Here is a 19,907-nt window from a genome sequence, read left to right as displayed (position 1 = left end):
AGCTGTGGATCTTCAACTAATATAATTCTGATTCGAGAGGAGAATTCAGTGATGAAATGGTCAATATCGGTAAAGCTTCTGCTCTGTTTTGTTCTGTTTGCAAGTACAACGGGCATCGGTTTGGGAAGCAGTGGAGGGCAAGTCGCCGAAGCGGCAACGGACAATTACAGATTTGATTTTGGTTCGGGTGGTGTTGAGAGCGGTTACACAGGCGTGTCCGCAGGAGATGCTTATACGCCTACGAAAGGTTATGGCTTCAACACACCTGCACAGATGAGGAATGTGTCTGCCTCAGGAAGCGGGGTTAAGAGTGACGCTGTGCAGTTTCTGACTTACGGCACCAAGAGCACCAATACCTTCAATGTGAATCTGTCCAATGGCCTATATGAAGTTAAAGTGGTCCTGGGCAATACTGCCAGAGCGAGTGTGGCTGCAGAAGGTGTCTACCAGATCATTAATATGACAGGCAACGGGGCAACGGACCAGTTTCAAATTCCGGTGACTGACGGGCAATTAAACCTGCTGGTTACAGAAGGAAAGACAGGCACCGCCTTCACACTTAGTGCACTTGAAATCCGGAAGTTATCCAATCAAACCGTTACCAACCGCACGATCTACATTGGTGGTGACTCAACAGTTTGCAATTACTATCCGCTAGGTAGCAGTGTACAAGGAGGTTGGGGACAGTTGTTTCCGTCCTATGTGAACAATGCCACCTTCCAGGTTCGAAATATGGCGGCAAGTGGTCAATTTGCGAGAGGTTTCCGCGATGATGGTCAGATGGAAGCGATTCTGAAGTATATCAAGCCGGGAGATTATTTTATTTTGCAATTCGGAATTAACGATACCAATGCCAAGAATAATACAACGGAGGCACAGTTCAAGGAGATTATGCGGGATATGGTACGTAAGGCGAAGAACAAAGGAGCAACGGTTATCCTCTCCACGCCTCAGGGCCGGGCAACAGATTTTAATACAGCCAATGTGCATCAAGCGGAGAACCGCTGGTACAATCAATCAACCCGTGCACTCGCTCAGGAAGAGGGAGTCACCCTGGTTGAACTGAATAAGTTAAGTTCTGCTTATTTCACGTCCATTGGTCCAGCAGCAACACTTGCTCTGTATATGACAGGGGATAGTCTGCATCCGAATCGTCAAGGGGCTGCGGAGCTTGCACGTATTGTGGCTGCGGACCTGAGAAGACAGGGACTGAATGGATTCTGACTATGCTATGCTACTTAATCAGTCTGCATAATCAGTGCTTGATATGATCCGTTTATGCAAAACAAAAAAATACCCCCGGGAACAACCCGCGAAACGGGCGGCTGATCCTCGGGGTATTTGTTATGCCTAGGCTGGGGATTACTCCATCATATCCTTGGCTTCATGGTTCACTTTTTTTCCTTTTAACAAGGGTTCCAGTTCATCTTGCACGCTCTGCTCCCACAGCGGTACATCTGTGCGATAGGCGGCCCGTCCGTTCAGATGTCCGGCGACCGGAGCCGTGATGAATACAAACAGGATACCTAACAACAAGCGGGCACTGATATAGTTATCGAAATACCAGAAGTAGAAAAATGTAGCGCTTAATACACAGAACACTCCAAGTGTCATACTTTTGGTTGCGGCATGGGCACGTAGATATACATCAGGCAGACGAATAAGTCCGAATGCACTGAGTGCACTGAGTAGTGCACCGAGCAGTACGAGTAGACCTATAGCTGTTTCAGCGGCTACTTTAACGATCTCCATCATTTTTGAATACCGCCCCCCGTTCAATATAACGTGCAAATGCCACTGTACTTAGAAAAGCCAAAATGCCAATCAGCAAGATAATATCCAGATAGGCTTGAGTTTGCAGCATCATCGACAGAACGGCAACGATGGCAATCACATTGATACCGATGGTATCCAGTGCCGTGATCCGGTCAGCCATGGATGGTCCCCGAAGCACCCTGTACAAGCAACCCAGAATGGCTAAGGAGAGAATGAGCAATGAGATGAACAACAGTGAGGATAACATTAACGCGTCACCTCCATAATTGCTTTTTCGAATGTATTTTGGATATCATCTCTCATTTTCTGTTCATCCTTGATATCCAGTGCGTGAATAAACAGTTTGCGTTGATTACCCGAGATCTCAAGCGGCAGAGAACCTGGTGTCAATGAGATGAGTAAGCAGAGCAGAGTAACTTCCCAATCCGAGGACAATTGAGTTTTATACGTAAAAATACCGGGCCTTATATCTAACTTGGGCTTGATAATCTGGCGTATAACCTCAATGCTGGCTCGCACCAGTTCCTTGAATAGCAGAGTAATCAGTTTGAAGATGGCCCAGACTCGCACAATATAGAAGCGCTGGGGGAAGAATCTGCGCATCCCCCCGATGAGAAGCAGTCCGAGCAGGTAACCTATGAGAAAACCAACACCATTCCAGGCGTTGTTTAGAAACATCCATACAAAAGCAATGATAAGATTCAGTACAATCTGAAAGGCCATAGACATCTACTCCTTCAATACGGCATCAATATAAATATTGGGATGCAGTAGAATATCGCCTGCGCGGGAGGTCAATTGGAACATGCCTTCAGCCCCCACACCCATTACGATGATGAATACAAACAGAATTCCGGCAGGAATCAGAAGGCCGTTCACCGCGTAAGGGCGTCTTGTAACCCCGGCAGGCGGTTCGCCCCAGAACGCTTGTATGAAGATACGAAGTACCGAATATAACATCAACAAGCTCGAAAGCACCGCAATGCCGGTAAGACCATACAAGCCTGCCTGCAAGCCTCCTTCAAAGAGAAGCAACTTCCCCGGAAATCCACTAAATGGCGGCAAACCTGCCAAGGCAAGTGCACTAATGAAGAACATCCAGCCTAGCAGCGGATAGCGATGGATTAGCCCGCCCATGTTATCAAGTTTGGATGTTCCGGCAACAGCGATCAAGGCACCGCCGAGCAGGAAGAGCAATGTTTTGATCAACATATCATGCAGCATATAGAAGAGCAGACCTTCCAGTGCAGGGCGACTGGCCGCAGCCATACCAAAAGCGACAAACCCTACACCTGCGACCACGTTGTAGATGAGAATCTTGTTTACATCGCGGTATGAGATCGCACCGATGACACCCAGGACCATCGTTGCTCCAGCCATCCATCCGATTAGTGCATGGAAGAAATCAGGATCATGATAGAAGATCAGTGTGAATGTTCGCACAATCGCGTACAAGCCAACCTTTGTAAGCAATCCTGCGAACAATGCAGTGACAACAGCAGGTGGTGCCGCATAAGAGCCCGACAACCAGAAGAACAGGAACAGTCCGGCCTTGATGCTAAATACGATCAGAAAGAGAACAGCAATTAAGGTAATGACTCCGCTCTGTCCCACTTCAGCAATTTTGACGGACAAATCTGCCATGTTCAGTGTGCCAGTTATGGAGTAGAGGAAGCCGATGGAAGCGACAAAAAGAGCTGAAGAAACGATGTTAATCAAGACATATTTGATCGTTTCCCGAAGCTGTCTTTCCGTACCTCCCAATACGATCAGTGCATAGGAAGAGATGAGCATCAGTTCAAAGCTGACAAACAAATTGAACAGATCTCCGGTTAGGAATGAACCGTTAACGCCCGCGATCAGAAAATGAAAGAACGGATAGAAGTGGTGCTCTTCCCGCTCCTTGTTCACACTGCGGAACGCATACAGCAGACACGCCAGTGCAATGATGGAAGCGGCAACGACAAGTAGCGCCGATACCATGTCCGCAACAAGCACAATACCATAGGGAGGTGCCCATCCACCCATATTAAGCGTTAGAACTCCAGTCTGAGCTACCCGCGTAATGAGTATCGTTGAGACCGCTGCTGTAAACAAAAGTCCAATGACACTAATGATCCGCTGGATATTTATTTTTCGGAAGAATAGCAGAGCCAGAACACCTGTAATCAAAGGCAAGAGAATCGGCAGAACGACGAGATTATTCATATGGGCGCCCCCTTACTTCTTCCATATCGTCTGTTCTCAGCTTCAGATAAGAACGATAGGAGAGAACAAAGAAGAACGCAGTGAGTCCAAAATTGATAACAATCGAAGTTAGTATCAAAGCCTGAGGAAGAGGATCGACATAACGTTCAGCCATCTCCCCAAGCAGCGGTGGTGCCCCAGTTTTGAGACGTGACATGGTGATCAAGAGCAGATGCACGCCATGGGTTAGTATGGACATGCCGAGTACGATACGGAGCAGGCTCCGCGACAAGATTAAAAAGACGGCAACCGCAAACAGAATGCCAACGGCTACACACATCAATATTTCCATATCAGCGATCCTCCCCGATCTGTAGAATGATGGTCATGGTGACACCCAGGACAGCGAGATACACGCCAAGATCAAACAGCATGGCCGTGGCGAGTTCTGTCTCTCCCAGCAAAGGAAGTTCGAAATAGCCGAAGGTTTGACTTAGGAACGGGACTCCAAATATAAATGAACCCGCACCCGTGAGTAAAGCTATACCCAATCCGATTCCTGTTAGCATACGGAAGTCAACCGGTAACGCTTTGCGTATCGTATCTGTACTGAATGCCAGGGCAATCAATACGAGCGCTGCCGCTGTGACCAAGCCGCCGATGAAACCTCCGCCCGGATTGTGGTGACCTGCAAAGAAGAGGTGCATGGCAAACGTCAGTATGATGAACACAACAACCTTGGTGGTCGTTTGCAGCAATACATCATTACTCTGCAAAGGGACAGTATCCCACGAGGATGAGCTGCGTTCCCGGTTACCATACTTTTTCGTATTGTCCGCTTCATCATCTAGAGCAGGTTCGGAATCCTGACTCTCGTCCTTCTTACGGAACTTCAAGCGGGCTCCAAGATCTTTTGCTTCGAGGTTCAGATTAATCATGGAGTAGATAGATAACGAAGCAACGCCAAGCACCATAATCTCCAATAATGTATCGAAGCCACGGAAATCTACCAGCAACACGTTCACGACATTTTTACCACCAGCTGAGTCATAGGCTTCCTGAAGGAAGAAAGTAGAAATGCTGTCCAGTGAGGCTGTTCCGCTTGCGGCCAATGCAACAAAAGTCATCACGATCCCGACTGCAATCGCTACGATCATATTTACCGTGAGATAACTGCGGCTTGATTTGCCACGTTGAAGCTCAGGCAGATGGTAGAAGCAGAGCAGGAACAGTGCAACAGATACCGTCTCAACAATCATCTGTGTCAACGCCAGATCTGGCGCCCGGAAGAGTACAAACAGTAGGGTTACGAGGTAACCAACCGCTCCGGTCATAATGACTGCTGACAGTCTGTTCTTGGCAAAAGGAATCGAAACTGCAGCACCGATGAGCGTGACTAGCAGTACCACCTCATAAAATGAGAAAGGTGCATTGCCCTGCAGATTCCAGCTAATATTTTCTCCTGAACGGAAGAAGGCATAGACCAGCAACGCGACCGTGAATGAGAAAATGTAAACGAGATAATTACGAACCGAGCCATTCATATAGGCTTCCGTCCATTTGCGTGCATAATGCTGAAGATTATCCAGCACAACATGGTACATATTGTTAATTGTTAATCCTTGTGGATAATGCTCATAAATATTCCTCCATCGTGGCAATAGCTTGTAGAGAGTGATTCCGAGAATTACAACTCCGATTGTCATGATTAGTTCCGGAGTCCATCCATGCCACAGGGAGAAATGTACATCGAAGCGCTCATTCCCATTCAAGAGGGATGGAAGCACAGCGGCCATTGCCGGTTCAATCAGTGATCCGGCCAGCAGATTCGGGAAGAGTCCGAATACAACGACAAGAACACCTAGAACAACAGGCGGAATGAGCATGCCAGCGGGCGCTTCGTGCAGCTTCTCGGCAGGGATCTCGCTTTGGCTACGACCGAGGAATGTTTTGAACACGATAATAAGCGCATAGATCAGGGTAAACACACTTGCAAGCCAAGCGAATACCGGCAATAGAACACTCCAGGACCCAAGTCCAAAGATTCGTAGATGCGTGACTTCCACCATCGCTTGGAAGAATAACTCCTTGCTCAGGAATCCGTTGAAGGGCGGGATACCCGCCATGGCAAGTGAGCCGATCAATGCCACGGTGAATGTGATTGGCATGAATGAAGCAAGTCCACCGAGCTTCCGTATGTCACGTGTACCCGTTTCATGATCAACAATCCCTACGACCATGAACAGAGCGGCCTTGAAGGTTGCATGATTAAACAGGTGAAGCAGCGCAGCGGTTATTGCAACAGTATACATCGCAGAGGATTCGCCATATCCGAAGTAGAGAGCAGCAGATCCAACCCCTAAGAGGGACATGATCAGACCAAGTTGAGAGATGGTCGAATAGGCAAGAATCGCTTTGAGATCGTTTTTTTTCACCGCCAGGAATGATCCATAACACAAAGTCAGAAGACCAACGCCGGTAACGAGCCAGAACCAGAGTCCCTGTCCACCGAAGATTGGTGTAAACCGTGCTACAACGTACAGTCCGGCCTTGACCATGGTGGCTGAGTGAAGATAGGCACTCACAGGTGTCGGAGCTTCCATGGCATCCGGCAACCAGATATGGAACGGGAACTGAGCTGACTTGGTGAAAGCTCCAATCAGGATCAAGATAAGTGCGGGTAGAAATAGTGCACTTTCCTGAAACTGACCCAATCCTGTAATGGTTGCACGAATACTGAATGTTCCGGTAATGAGATACATCATCATGAATCCGGTAAGCATGGCGAAACCGCCAAATACCGTAATCAGGAATGATTTTTGTGCTCCTGAAGTCGAGGCTTTACGTTTGTAATGGAATGCAATCAACAGGAATGACGTAATACTGGTCAATTCCCAGAATCCGTAGAGCACGATCATATTATCAGACAGCACCACGCCCAACATGGCTCCCATGAACATCAACAGATACAGGTAGAAACGGTTCAGCGCTTCTTTCATATCCATGTAGAAGATGGAGTAGAGAACAACGAGGACACCGATTCCGGTGATTAGCAGTGTCAACATGAGGCTCAGACCGTCCAGATACAGATTAAATCCAATGTCCAGTGAAGGAATCCATGGGATATTTCCGGATACGGTATTGCGCTGTGACACAGCGGGTATGAGACTCGCAAAGTATACAAATAATAGTGCCGGGACAAGGAGAACCGGCCATCCCAAATGTAATTTACGGAAGAAACGATGCAGCATGGCAAGAAGAATGCCAGCGGCAAAAGGCAGAATAACAGCAACATGAAGCAGGCTCAACATAACACCCCCAATGTTTAGTATTTCGATTACTCTCTCTGTGACATACAGGCGCATGATCCTTTGAAGGATATGCTTGCTCTCTATATTCATAACCCAAGTATGTATATACAGAATCGTGTCTATTCTTTGAATGGAAGAAACACGGTGAAGATTTCAGTATAATATTGTATGGGCATGTATAATAAAAAAACACACAAGTTCCGATAAATATGAAAACGATTAGGGCGTGTCTGAAACTCCGAAGAAGCAGATTTTGCCGAATTTTCGTTCCAAGCCAGGAAGTTTTCCGCAGGCGTGCCGGGGCACGTCAAGGGAAAGTGACGCAGCAGGGGGCGAAAAGGCGGTAAAAGATGCACTTCAGCGAGTTTTGAGACACGTCCGAGGTGACATTCCGTGTACTCTTTACAGCATAGTTATGTTGAGAAGCAAGATGGTTTCACCGTGTAATGGAGGAAGTAATGTCATTCAAAATTAGAACTGTGCTTACAGTCATCTTTGCTGTGTTATCCTTGCTGGTTACCCTGACGATTGGGTCTATTTTTAGCCAAAAGTCATTTGTTGCTGTAGAGACTGAGATTGGTCACTCTCTTACAGGCGCGGCCTCACAGGCTTCGGACAAGCTGGATCGATTCATGTCGGCTCGCGCAGGTGAACTGGACCTGCTGGGCCGAATGGCTTCGTTGGAAGATGAATTCCAACCTGATGAGATTCAGATGCTGCTGGATCAGTTACAAGATAGCTTTCCCTCATTCTCATGGGTTGGATTCATGGACCCGAAGGGAAAAGTGTTAGCTGCTACGGATGGTATCTTGCTTGGGGAAAATTTATCAGAGCGACCTGTGTATCAGGAGGGAGTCAAGGGTAAATTCATTGGAGATGTGCATAATGCAGTACTTCTTGCCAAGCTGCTTCCGAATCCAACGGGAGAGCCGTTGCAATTTGTCGATATCAGTTTCCCGCTGAAGGATAGCAAAGGAATGATTCAAGGTGTGCTCGCTGCACATTTAAGCTGGGAATGGGCGAAGGAAGTTGAGGAATCCGTACTTGCCCCATTGAAAAGGGAAGAAAAAGACATTGAGTTTTTTATCGTAAGCAAAAAGGAACATACAGTGTTGCTGGGGCCGAAGGAATGGGTCGGTAAACCGTTGGTATTGCCTGGCATCGAAGAGGCCCAGCTCAACAAAAGCAGTTGGTCCATTGAAAAGTGGCCTGATGGTAATGAATATGTGACAGGGTTTGCCTACAGCCAGGGTCATCTGGATTATCCCGGATTAGGCTGGACCGTAGTCATTCGTCAAGTCAAGTCATCTGCTTTTGCGTCTGTGTTTGACCTGATGTGGTTTAATGTGTGGTCTGGACTCGCCGTTACCGTACTGTTTGCACTGATTGGCTGGGTTGTCTCACGTCTGATCTCTGCCCCACTTGTGCGTCTTACCAGAGTAGCCAATCGACTGCGTGCAGGGGAAGAGCTTGAGATTCCTGCGATTAAGGGGATTAAGGAGATTGAAGTGTTGTCCCGTTCGCTTCGGGATATGCTGACCTCTCTTATGAATAAAAACTCAGAGCTGGTCGTGATGCAGAATCTGGCGCATTTTGATCAGTTGACTAGACTGCCAAATCGCACTGCCCTTGAAGTGTATCTGGAGGAGTCTCTGGAGACCGAAAGTGAAAATCACACGCTGACTTTTCTCTATCTGGATCTCGATGGATTCAAACGGGTCAACGATACACTTGGACATCAGACTGGAGATGTGCTGTTACAGAAAGTGGCCCAGCGACTGTCTGCTCTTGGTCAGGTGAAGGGGATAACAGTCCGATTGGGCGGAGATGAATTCCTGATTGTACTTCAGTCTGTTGGAAGTCATCCGAGGGAAGAAGCCATGGCTTATGCAGAAGCCATCATTCAAAGCTTGAACAAGCCGTTTATTATCGATTACGAGCGAATTCGAATTGGATGTAGCATTGGAGGAGCCGAATATCCTACCAACAGCGACAACCCAAGTGAGATTATTCGGATGGCGGACGAAGCTTTGTATGAGTCCAAACGTGCAGGCAAGAACAGAATGACATTTTATTCCGAGTTGAAGCAGGATCGTTAGCGTATAATAACATGAGCTGGGTTATCCCAATCACCTTTGTGCGAATGTGCGTATAAACAAGGAGGGGTGAAATGTCTGGAAAATATACATCTGTACCTTATGGTTATGAGCCACCTGCGGCCAGCCGCAAAGGCACATTGACTTTTTATGACTCGTTTGAACATGTGACTGATGAGCAACTCGAGCGCGCCGCTGCAACGGTAGATACCCGTTCATTCATACAGCTTGTGTTGTATCCTTTACACGAGAGCACGTTTAAACGAATGAGCAAGGATTCGATACAGGCATATTACAAAAGAGAAGACCGCCTGCATGATTGGCGGAGAGAACATCCAACTTCACGGATACGTGTGGAGGGGCTTGAGGGCAAGAGAAAGAAATATACACCTGTGGATAGCGCGCTGCGCCATATCACTGCGGAATATCCAGCCCCTCACTTTCTGTATTTGACGATAGAGATGGCAAATATGTTTGCTTCATTTGATTCCTTCAAGGATTGGATCAAAGAGCTGCGTCTCATCATTGATGGATCGTCCGAATACCTGCATCCGATGCTGGAGCAAAATCGCCATCGCTGGGAATGGGCGGAATGAAAACATAGATGTATGAAGAAGATTGGCGTGCTGATCGTATTCAGACCCAAAAAAAGTTGTGTTGTACAAACCGGAATTCGGGTGTACAGCACAACTTTTTTAGTTATATTTTCTCTGCCAAGGACGAAGTCAGATCAAGTGATGTTACGGTTTTATTTTTACCTGTTCGTTTGGCGGCATACAGACAGGCATCCACTTCCTCGAACAATTTGTCTTTGGTTAGATTAGGGCTGTAGCTTTTGAGACCGATACTCACCGTGATGGAAGCTCCTTCAAGTTCCAGATGGCCCATCAGGGCAATCTTTTGGCGAATCTGTTCCACCAAGGCATAAGCCTGCTTGAAAGATTGCTCAAACATCAATAAGGCGAATTCTTCGCCCCCGTACCGTGCTGCAATATCACTTGAGGTAATGGTTTCCTGAATGATCAGAGACACTTTCTCTAGAATAATGTCTCCAACCCGATGACCATACGTATCATTAATGGATTTGAAGTCATCAATATCGATCAGGGCTAGATGCAGACTCATGCCACTGTTGGCATATTCAAATGCTTTTTCATAATAATCCTTGAATGAGCTTTGATTATAAAGGTTGGTTAAACCGTCTGTTTTGGACTGTTTGGTCATAATGGCATTTCGCACAATAAGGTCCTGCTTGGCAAGCATGCTGGCCTGAAGATCATCGAGCACCTCAACGCCGCTGGTTACGATAACCTGTGCTACATATGTACCTAGGATTAGAAAAGCAGGAATGGATACCATGTCAAATGAAGACAAGTACAACCGGTAGGCTGGATCGAACAAAACCAGAAAGTAACCAGTCATCTGCATCAGAAAGACAATCCAGACTCTTTTTTTACTGAAGAACAGCACCGAAGCAAAGATGGGCAACAGACAGATTGCTAATATAATCCGAATGTCATAATTGACATGAATAATCGTCCAGGCGATAACCGTGCTGGCTATAGACATGGTGTAAAAGGAATATGAACTGAAGCGCCGATCAACCCAACTTGCGAACAAAATGCATGAACTGCTGACGGCCGTAGGCCAGAAGAGGACATTCATCAAGAAATCTGTAGGTGTGCGATCGTACTCCAGAAACAGGAAACAGCCAATCTGAATGGCGAAATGTGCAATCGTAACAACCCAGTAGGCATGAAGCATTTTTTTAATCCATTTGGAATGTTTGAACTCGTACTCTGTTGGAATGTGACTATTGTGCGTATGGAAACCTTTCATATATCACCGCTGACTGCATCATAATGGTACGACAGAATTACTCTCGTATATGATAATTATAAATCACAATGAACAAAACGCAAATGTATTTAACTGTTATGTGAGAACAAGACTCACATAAGTTTCGAGTTGTCACAAACTTTTTATGGAGGACAAACAAAACTCAACAATACACTCATAGACTATATACATGGCTCCGTTCCATATGTAGGAAATCATTGATGAAGGGGAGGTGATCTTCATTCCTCTTGTCGTTCGTTCAACCGTTAATGCTACGGGAGCAATTACATTTACAGGAAATACGCTTGGACTGAGTCGTTCGGAAACAGCGGGAGTACCCGGAACACAGGACAGTATTGGAGGTTTTATCACAACCAACACCAGCCTCCAGTACGGCACCTATCCACTGGGAACGACAAGCCTGTATCAGAGCAACAGTTCAGCAGCCATTCTTACACTACCTGCTGGAAGTACCGTTCTGTATGCAGAATTGATCTGGGGCGGCAGTTACATCAATGGTACAGTCAATCTGAGTGCTGCCATTAACAATCCGGTTACGTTTATTACACCCGCAGGGACTTCCAGTGTTACCCCTGATCCACTTACCTACAATCAATTCGATCTGGGGGGCGGTGCTGCTGGCTATGTACGTTCCGCCAACGTAACCACACTTGTACAAAATGGGGGAGCAGGTACATATATCACCGGTGCAGTGGTAGGGACTATAGTTATTACAAATGATTCCACGGCCAATCATGCGGGGTGGACACTTGGAGTCATTTATCAGAATCCCAATCTGCCTTTTCGCAACATGTCTTTGCGTGCAGGCGGCGTACTCGTTCAATCCACTTCACCACCTGTTGTTACCACACTGACTGGATTTGCAACGCCCCTTTCCGGTGTATTGGGAGGAAGAATACTGTTCAGTGCGCAGGAGGGCGACGCAAACCGGACCGGTGACCAGGCATTATTCGGGCCAACCTCAGCTACATCGGTTGCTTTGTCCGGGCCCAATAATCTAGCTGCGAACTTTTTTGCTTCTCAGATTAACGGAGATACCGGAGCGCTTAATACAACAGGAACGTTTGGGACACGAAATCAGATCAACGGAGCTCCAGGTACAAATATTATCGGTGGACGTCAAGGCTGGGATATTACCAATGTGGATGTTTCAGCAAGACTGATCAATAACCAGTCATCTGCGGTGTTGACATTAACGACCTCGGGGGATGCCTACATTGTCAACGCCAATGCAATTCAAGTTGATATTAATGCACCCAAAATCACATTGGCTAAGGCAACGGTCGCCGCCGGTGCAGTTGCCGGGGATAGTATTCTATATTCGGTCACCGTTACCAATGCAGGCACTGCGAGTGCGGCCAGTGTTGTTTTATCAGATTCACTTCCTGCAGGTCTTACCTTTATTCCAGGCAGTGTCACGGTTGCAGGTGTATCCCGTCCAACACTTGATGTGACGGCAGGCATTCCGCTGGGTTCGTTAACTTTATCCAGCAGTGTTGTTGTAACCTATCGAGCACTCATCGGTCAGGATGCAAGCATCCTGCAACTGGTGAATTCGGCCAATGCAGCCTTTACATTTCAAAGTGTAGCAGGGGGGCCGGTCATTACCGGAGTTATTCCGTCCAATAACTCCACCCTTACGGTTTATTCGCCAAACCTGTCCATTGTGAAATCGGCGAGTACCACCAATGCCACGGTGGGTGACCTGGTAACCTATACACTGCAAGTGAACAACGGAGGGAATGTTGCTGCCAACGTTACATTGAGGGATAACATTCCAAGTGGTAGCTCATATGTAGCAGGCAGCTTTCGTCTGAATGGAAATGTGATTGCTGGCGCCAATCCGGTTACCGGCGTTAATCTGGGGAGCCTCGCGGCAGGAAGTGCCAATACCGTGACTTTTCAGGTACTTGTAACAAGCTTGCCGACACCGCCGACTCTTGTGGATCAGGCGACAGCTTCTTATTCCTTCAATTCACCTGATGGTCGGACGATCACGGGAAACATCGCCTCGAATACCTTAACGATCCCGGTAACATTGCCCAATGTGACCACGGTAAAATCAGCATCCGTTACCGATGTTGCTGTCGGGGAGACCTTCACGTACACCGTAGTTACTACCAACAGCGGTATTCAGGTGATTAACAATGTGGTACTTACAGATGCGCTCCCTGCTGGAATAACTTTTGTTCCCGGCAGTGCAATCGTAAGGGGAACTGTCGTACCGTCTGCGAATCCGAGCAGTGGTATCTCTATTGGGACATTGGCGGCCGGAAGTTCTGCGACGGTGACGTTTCAGTTGAATGTGCAGTCTCTGCCTGCTTCAGGTTCGTTAGTCAATCGAGCGGTAGTGTCCTATAGCTCTGGTTCGTTCACGGGCATTTCCAACTCCAATTCCATTACAACCCCTGTATACCAAGCTGTTGTTGGTATCAACAAGTCAGCAAGCCAAACCAATGCGACACTGGGGGATCAGATTGCATACACACTTGTGGTCACGAACAGTGGGAATATAGCGACTCAAGTGAATGTGACGGATACGATTCCAGCGGGGCTGACGTTTGTCCCGAATTCGGTAACTGTGAATGGTACTGCACGTCCTGGAACAAGCCCATTAACCGGAATAACACTGGGCAGCCTCCTGCCGGGAGTTGCGGCTACGGTGGTGTTTCGCGCTACACTCACCACACTTCCGAATCCCCCGACACTGGAGAATCAAGGGACAGCAAGTTATACGTACCAGCTTCCAAGTGGAAGGAATCTCTCAGGCAGTAGCTTATCCAATATCGTTCGTATATCTGCATCGGCTCCCAATATTTCTCTTAGTAAAACAGTAAACACACCAGATGCTACAGTTGGAGATGTGCTTACGTATACCGTTGTTGCAACAAACGCAGGAATTAGTGCAGTACAAAATCTGGTGATTTCGGATGCACCATCCGGCTCTGAATTTGTCCCGGGTAGTGTCGCGATTAATGGATCTGCTGTTCCCAGTGCAAGCCCCGTTGCGGGAATCGCAGTGGGTTCATTGAATAGCTCAAGCAGTGTAACTGTGACCTATCAGACCCGAGTGAATTCCGTTCCATCTACGGGTTTGGTTAGTAACCAGGCCAATGCAGCATTTACATCAGGCAGTTTTAACGGTGTTTCTTCTTCTATATCAGTAAATACCCCCATATTTCTGCCAGTGATCCAAGTGGTGAAGTCAGCAAGTACAACAAGTTTGACTGTAGGCGATACGTTTAATTACACCATCCAAATTAACAATACAGGTAACATAGCTGCAACGGTTACCTTGACAGATCCCATTCCAGCAGGAGCAGTATTCAGCACAAATAGTGTCATTATTAATGGTGTACCTACACCTGGAGTCAGCCCGGAGTCGGGTATCAGTCTAGGAGAGATTGCTGCGGGCTCAGGTGCAACGGTCACCTTTGTTGCGACGGTTACCAGTTTGCCAGATGCAAGGCAGTTAATTAATCAGGCGGTTGCTTCATTTGCCTACACACTCCCAAGTGGGAGAACGATTGCCGGTCTCTCGTCATCAAACACCATCACTATTCCAGTGTCTCTGCCCAATGTTACGATTGTCAACAGTGACAATGTAGAGTACGGCGTAGTCGGAGATGTCATTCGATACACATCTGTTATTCGTAATAACGGCACAGTAGCCGTTAATAATGTGGTATATGTCAATCCTCTTCCTTCGAATACCCCATTTGTACCCGGAAGTGTCATTGTGAACGGGACTTCGTTCCCGCTCTCCAATCCGACCGCCGGCATTCCAATCGGTACGTTGGCTCCAGGAGCCGAGGTTACCGTAACTTTTGAGGTGACGATTACCATGCCGATTCCTTCGCAGATTAACAATCAGTCGACGGTCAGCTTCACATCCGGTTCATTTTCAGGGTCATCATCGTCCAATACCACTCAGACTCCGGTCATACAACCGCAGATTTCACTTGTCAAAACAGCAAATACCGTAAATGCAACTGTAGGTGATACGGTTGTATACACGGTGACGGTCAGCAATGCTGGCAATCTGGAAGCAAATGTTACTCTCACAGACAACATTCCTTCTGCGACTACTTTTGTACCCAACAGTGTGGTTGTATCCGGTGTGCCAGAGCCGGGAGTAACACCAGGAACAGGTATTCCGGTAGGCATTGTAGCAGCAGGGGCGACGGCTGTTGTCACGTTTGCCGTTGTTGTGGATTCACTTCCATCCCCACAGCAGCTTAGCAATTTTGCTACATCATCCTTTACATTTACACCTCCAGATGGGCGGACGTTGACTGGCTCAGCCACTTCGAATACACTCACGTTCCCGGTCTCGTCACCAAACGTCGCTGTTGTCAAAAGCACAGCTTCCACTGCGGCTACGGTAGGCGATACGGTGACCTATTCCATTCTGGTGACCAACAGCGGAATTGCACCGGTGAACAATATTCAGTTTTCAGACCCGATTCCAGCTGGAGCCTCTTTTGTTACAGGGAGTGTCACAGTGAATGGGGTTGCGCAACCCGGAGCCAATCCGGCAGGTGGGGTACCCCTTGGTACATTGGGGCCCGGAACGTCCGCGACGGTCACATTCAGTATCCGTATCGACGCGATCCCGCCAAGTGATCAGTTGAGCAATCGCTCTACGGTCAGTTTTACCTCAGGTACATTCTCAAGCACAACCTTTTCAAATACCGTGGTCACTCCGGTGTACCAGCCTATTCTTTCAGCACAAAAAACAGCCAGTACACAAAATGCTACCGTTGGGGATACGGTCAGCTACACGATAACCGTGAGCAATCAGGGAAACTATGGAGCCCAGATTAACCTGACAGATAACCTTCCAGCCGGAACCATCCTTGTTCCAAATAGCGTTATTGTGAACGGTCAACCGCTGCCAGCAGGAAATCCAGCAACGGGCATCCCCGCAGGTAATGTGGCTCCCGGAGCTACGACCACCATTACCTTTTCAGTAGTTGTTGATACGCTGCCAAGTCCGCAACAACTGGTGAATCAGGCTTCGGTAGCTCTATCATATACATTGCCGGATGGGCGGAACATCACGGAGTCTGTTCTATCCAATGTGTTGACCATTACCGTATCGGCACCAGATGTCGATGTGGTCAAATCCACAACTTCAACGGCGGTATCAGTTGGTGATATCGTAACGTATAGCATCGCTGTAACCAATAACGGAATTGCAACGGTCAACAATGTGGTTTTCACGGATGCAGTGCCGACAAGTACCGTTCTTGCGCCAACCGGCGTGTTTGTCGATGGTGTTCTGCGCCCTGGTGCCAATCCTTCTACGGGAATAACGCTTGGTTCCATCGCACCTGGCGTTACGGTAACCGTTGTATTTAGTGTGCAGGTTACGGCGCTCCCGGCAAGTGCAGTGTTAAACAATCAGTCCACGGTCAGCTTTACATCAGGGGCTTTCTCAGCGACCACATTCTCCAATACGGTTACAACTCCGGTCTTTCAACCTATTCTGGCTGCAGTGAAAACGGGAGATCAGACGATAGCAACGGTAGGGGATACCGTTGTGTACAGCATCGCCATTTCCAATACCGGGAACTATGGGGCATCTGTCACGTTAACGGATACCATTCCGGCAGGAACAGAGTTTGTTCCAAATAGCGTTATTATTAACGGGGCTTCTGCACCAGGTGCAGATCCAGCTTCGGGTATTCCGCTTGGTGTCGTTTCCACAACAACTCTAGTTACCTTCTCCGTTGTGATTGTGACGTTACCTTTGAGCCAGTCCATTACCAATCAGGCTTCTGCGACATTTTCGTATACATTACCTGATGGAAGAACACTTGGAGGCACGATTACGTCCAACGCACTCAACATTCAAGTATCTGCTCCGAACGTCAGTGTAGTTAAGACGGCTTCGGTAGTTGATGCCGTGGTAGGCGACACGATTGTGTATGAAATGGTTGTGACCAATGAAGGAATTGACCCTGTAAACAATATTGTGTTAACCGATCCCATCAGTCCGGCCGTAACATTTGTTGCTGGCAGCGTCCTGGTAGATGGCGTTCCACGGGCCTCGGCAAACCCGGCGCTGGGCATAGCCCTTGGTAGTTTAGCCCCTGGAGCATCGATAACGGTATCGTATGCAGTTCGGGTCAATACGCTTCCAACACCACCACAAGTGAGCAGTCAGTCTTCCGTAAGTTTCACATCGGGTGTTTTCTCGGGAGCAGCGTATTCCAATACGGTTGTAACACCAATCTATCAGCCGATTATTGCCGTAACCAAAACAGGGAGCACCTCCAATGCAACGATTGGTGACACCATCACCTATTCTTTTGCCATTAACAATAGCGGAAATCTTGATGCAAGTTTGACATTAACGGACAATATACCGAATGGAGCCGTACTGCTTCCCAACAGTGTTCTGATTGATGGTGTTCCACAGCCAGGTGCCAATCCAGAGACGGGTATCGTTGTGGGTACCATACCGTCCGGAGGTACGGTTATTGTAACGGTAACCCTCGAAGTGACTGTAGATACGTTGCCACAGGATCAGCAACTGGTTAACCAGGCGGTGGCCAACTATACATTTAGTCCACCCGATGGCCGTCTGTTGACGGGGACCGTATCTTCGAATGTTCTGGTTATCCCGGTATCTGCACCAAATGTTGTTGTTGCCAAAAGTACAAGTGCCATTGATGCTGTTGTTGGTGATGTAATCACCTATACGGTTGTAGTAACCAATAGCGGCATTGAAGTGGTTAATAATGTGGTCATGGTTGACCCGGTACCTGTCGGTACAGTATTTGTGCCAGGAAGTGTTACGGTGGATGGTGTGCCAAGACCAACAGGGAATCCGAATACAGGCATCACGCTTGGTTCGATTGCTGCGGGTGCTTCCGTTACGGTTACATTCAGAGTAGAGGTTGTGGTGATATGAGCCAATCTTCCGGTCCGTTGTCCCACTGGCTAAAGAATCAGTCCCTGGTTCGATTCAGCTCGGGTGCGACTGAACTGGAACAGGTATCCTATTCGAATACGGTTGTAACACCGTGGATCGGCCCCAGGCTTGAAGTCAGAAAAGTCTGCAATGTCACGGAGGCTGCCTTGGGGCAGTCTCTTATCTACCGTGTTGAAATTGTTAACACCGGAAATCTTACGGCCCTAGTGTACCTATTGGATCAGCTATCTGCAGAGACGGCACTGCTTCCCAACAGTGTACTGCGTGATGGTATTCCGTTACCGGGAGCATCACCGGAGAGAGGATTGCCTCCAGCTGAAATCGCGCCCGGAGCCACGTTGCGATACCACTTCCAAGTTGTAATCTTGCGTTTACCTGAGACACTGAAGCTGCTGAATCAGGCACAGGTTAACTATGAGTTTTTGACACCGGAAGGCAGGACGGTTACAGGTATGGAACAATCCAATATCGTGGAGGTCAATCTGGTCTCATCCCGGCTGGAGATCTCCTTTCAGGCGGATCACATCTATACCTTCTCAGGGGATATTGTCATGTACACCGTCATCGTGAGCAATCCGGGTTTTATTGCAGCCACCAATGCCCAAGTAACGATTTCTTTGCCACAGGGTATTGTTTTTATACCTGCGAGTGTCATCGTAGATGAAATGTTTGCGCCACAAGTAACGCCTGATACGGGCATACAACTTGGAGAGATTTTACCCGGAAGCTCAATTAGGATACAATATCGGGTTCAGGTTACGGGGGGAAGCGATGCAAACGGAATATCAAGTGTAGCTGTACTGTCATATATCTCGGCAGGACAGCAGGAGATGGTCTACTCCAATCAGGTTACCCTGGAAGTGATACAGCCCCAGGTCTCTGTGGTGAAAAGTGTGCTCCCGGTAACGGCCACATTAGGCGATGTCGTCCAATATAATATTACCGTCTCCAATGCAAGCAGTTATGCGGTGGATGGAACTCTCCTGGATGGACTGCCCACAGGTGTGACATTTGTCGAAGGCAGCCTGCGCTGGAATGGGGTTAAACGTCCCGGAACCAATCTGGCTAAAGGGCTTAATCTGGGGACGTTGACAGCCCGGTCGGTTCTGAATATTCAGTTCGAAGCGAAACTTCCAGATCGAGATGAATCGATGCCTGATGACTACAGGTATGTGAATCATGCTAGCCTGATGTATACATTTCGATTGCCAGATTCACGGTCAGTGCAGCGGATGATTACATCCAATGAAGCTGTGGTCGAATTGAAAGCGCCGATAATTCAGGCTTATGTTCAAGTGACACCCACATTGGTCGAGCAGGGAGGTACCGTCACTTTTCAGGTACGTGTGGGGAATACGGGTAATTTGCCGGCACGTGTACAACTTGGGAGCATTTTACCTGAGGGTGCCAGATGGCTTGGTCAAGCTACGGGTGAGCTCCAATTGAGCATATCAGAGTATTCCACACCACGGGTTCTGCATGTGGGCGTGATTGAGCCTGGAACGGAAAAGAACATCTCGTATGTAGCGAAGTTAGCTTCTGAGAAGGTGGGGACGCTGCAAGGAGACTTGATTGCCAAGTACACGTATGAATGGAATGGACAAAAACGGGCTGGCGAAACCCGATCGAATGAGTACAGCATCATTGTGGAGTATAGAGAAGAATAGGAGGTATCACGGTTAACGGTAACTTGCCTGAGGAATTTGCTCATTCTGGTTGCCATGAGATTACACG

Annotated in this window: 12 protein-coding genes; 5 read left to right on the top strand and 7 right to left on the bottom strand. The window is 47.9% G+C overall.

Features of this window, described 5'->3' with window-relative positions; genetic code table 11:
* Positions 1–51: 51 nt before the first annotated feature.
* Positions 52–1,224, top strand: coding sequence for a rhamnogalacturonan acetylesterase (locus MHI01_RS05690; RefSeq protein ID WP_143781413.1), 1,173 nt, complete (start codon positions 52–54; stop codon positions 1,222–1,224).
* Positions 1,225–1,362: 138 nt separating this feature from the next.
* Here MHI01_RS05690 and mnhG read toward each other — a convergent pair whose 3' ends face one another.
* Genes mnhG through MHI01_RS05660 form a run of 6 tightly spaced genes read right to left on the bottom strand, consistent with a single transcriptional unit; the run spans position 1,363 to position 7,271 of the window.
* Positions 1,363–1,755: a monovalent cation/H(+) antiporter subunit G gene (mnhG, locus tag MHI01_RS05685; protein ID WP_017688856.1), complete on the bottom strand. Its 393-nt coding sequence runs from the start codon at positions 1,753–1,755 to the stop codon at positions 1,363–1,365.
* Positions 1,739–2,023: a Na(+)/H(+) antiporter subunit F1 gene (locus MHI01_RS05680; RefSeq protein ID WP_017688855.1), complete on the bottom strand. Its 285-nt coding sequence runs from the start codon at positions 2,021–2,023 to the stop codon at positions 1,739–1,741. The genes mnhG and MHI01_RS05680 overlap by 17 nt, the downstream gene beginning before the upstream one ends.
* A complete protein-coding gene (locus MHI01_RS05675; RefSeq protein WP_036608718.1) occupies positions 2,023–2,499 on the bottom strand; it encodes a Na+/H+ antiporter subunit E in 477 nt (158 codons plus the stop codon). Before MHI01_RS05675 ends, MHI01_RS05680 begins: the two co-directional genes overlap by 1 nt.
* A 6-nt stretch (positions 2,500–2,505) precedes the next feature.
* Positions 2,506–3,984 carry a Na+/H+ antiporter subunit D gene (locus MHI01_RS05670; RefSeq protein ID WP_047842678.1) on the bottom strand — a complete coding sequence of 493 codons (1,479 nt, stop codon included), beginning with the start codon at positions 3,982–3,984 and terminating at the stop codon, positions 2,506–2,508.
* The gene (locus tag MHI01_RS05665; RefSeq protein ID WP_036608715.1) at positions 3,977–4,315 is read right to left on the bottom strand and encodes a Na(+)/H(+) antiporter subunit C; all 339 of its coding nucleotides are present in this window, start codon (positions 4,313–4,315) and stop codon (positions 3,977–3,979) included. Before MHI01_RS05665 ends, MHI01_RS05670 begins: the two co-directional genes overlap by 8 nt.
* Position 4,316: 1 nt before the next feature.
* Positions 4,317–7,271 (bottom strand): Na+/H+ antiporter subunit A, encoded by a 2,955-nt coding sequence (locus MHI01_RS05660; protein WP_282322184.1) that lies wholly within the window; start codon positions 7,269–7,271, stop codon positions 4,317–4,319.
* Positions 7,272–7,720: 449 nt separating this feature from the next.
* Here MHI01_RS05660 and MHI01_RS05655 point away from each other — a divergent pair, with 449 nt between their 5' ends.
* Positions 7,721–9,373: a sensor domain-containing diguanylate cyclase gene (locus MHI01_RS05655; protein ID WP_340982732.1), complete on the top strand. Its 1,653-nt coding sequence runs from the start codon at positions 7,721–7,723 to the stop codon at positions 9,371–9,373.
* Between the two features lie 71 nt (positions 9,374–9,444).
* Complete coding sequence (locus tag MHI01_RS05650) at positions 9,445–9,966, top strand: hypothetical protein (RefSeq protein WP_036608711.1); 522 nt, start codon at positions 9,445–9,447, stop codon at positions 9,964–9,966.
* A gap of 103 nt (positions 9,967–10,069) precedes the next feature.
* On the opposite strand, the gene MHI01_RS05645 is transcribed toward MHI01_RS05650, so the two are convergent.
* Positions 10,070–11,209, bottom strand: a complete 1,140-nt coding sequence (locus tag MHI01_RS05645) for a GGDEF domain-containing protein (protein WP_282321673.1) — start codon at positions 11,207–11,209, stop codon at positions 10,070–10,072.
* Between the two features lie 232 nt (positions 11,210–11,441).
* On the opposite strand from MHI01_RS05645, the gene MHI01_RS05640 reads away from it, so the two are divergent.
* Complete coding sequence (locus MHI01_RS05640) at positions 11,442–18,152, top strand: DUF7507 domain-containing protein (protein WP_340982731.1); 6,711 nt, start codon at positions 11,442–11,444, stop codon at positions 18,150–18,152.
* Complete coding sequence (locus MHI01_RS05635) at positions 18,149–19,840, top strand: DUF11 domain-containing protein (protein ID WP_340982730.1); 1,692 nt, start codon at positions 18,149–18,151, stop codon at positions 19,838–19,840. The genes MHI01_RS05640 and MHI01_RS05635 overlap by 4 nt, the downstream gene beginning before the upstream one ends.
* Positions 19,841–19,907: the final 67 nt, after the last annotated feature.

The organism is Paenibacillus sp. FSL M7-0656 (genome assembly GCF_038003225.1).
GTDB lineage: Bacteria > Bacillota > Bacilli > Paenibacillales > Paenibacillaceae > Paenibacillus > Paenibacillus amylolyticus.
Note: the sequence above shows the minus strand (reverse complement) of the source record. Positions and strands in the feature narration are given on the sequence as shown.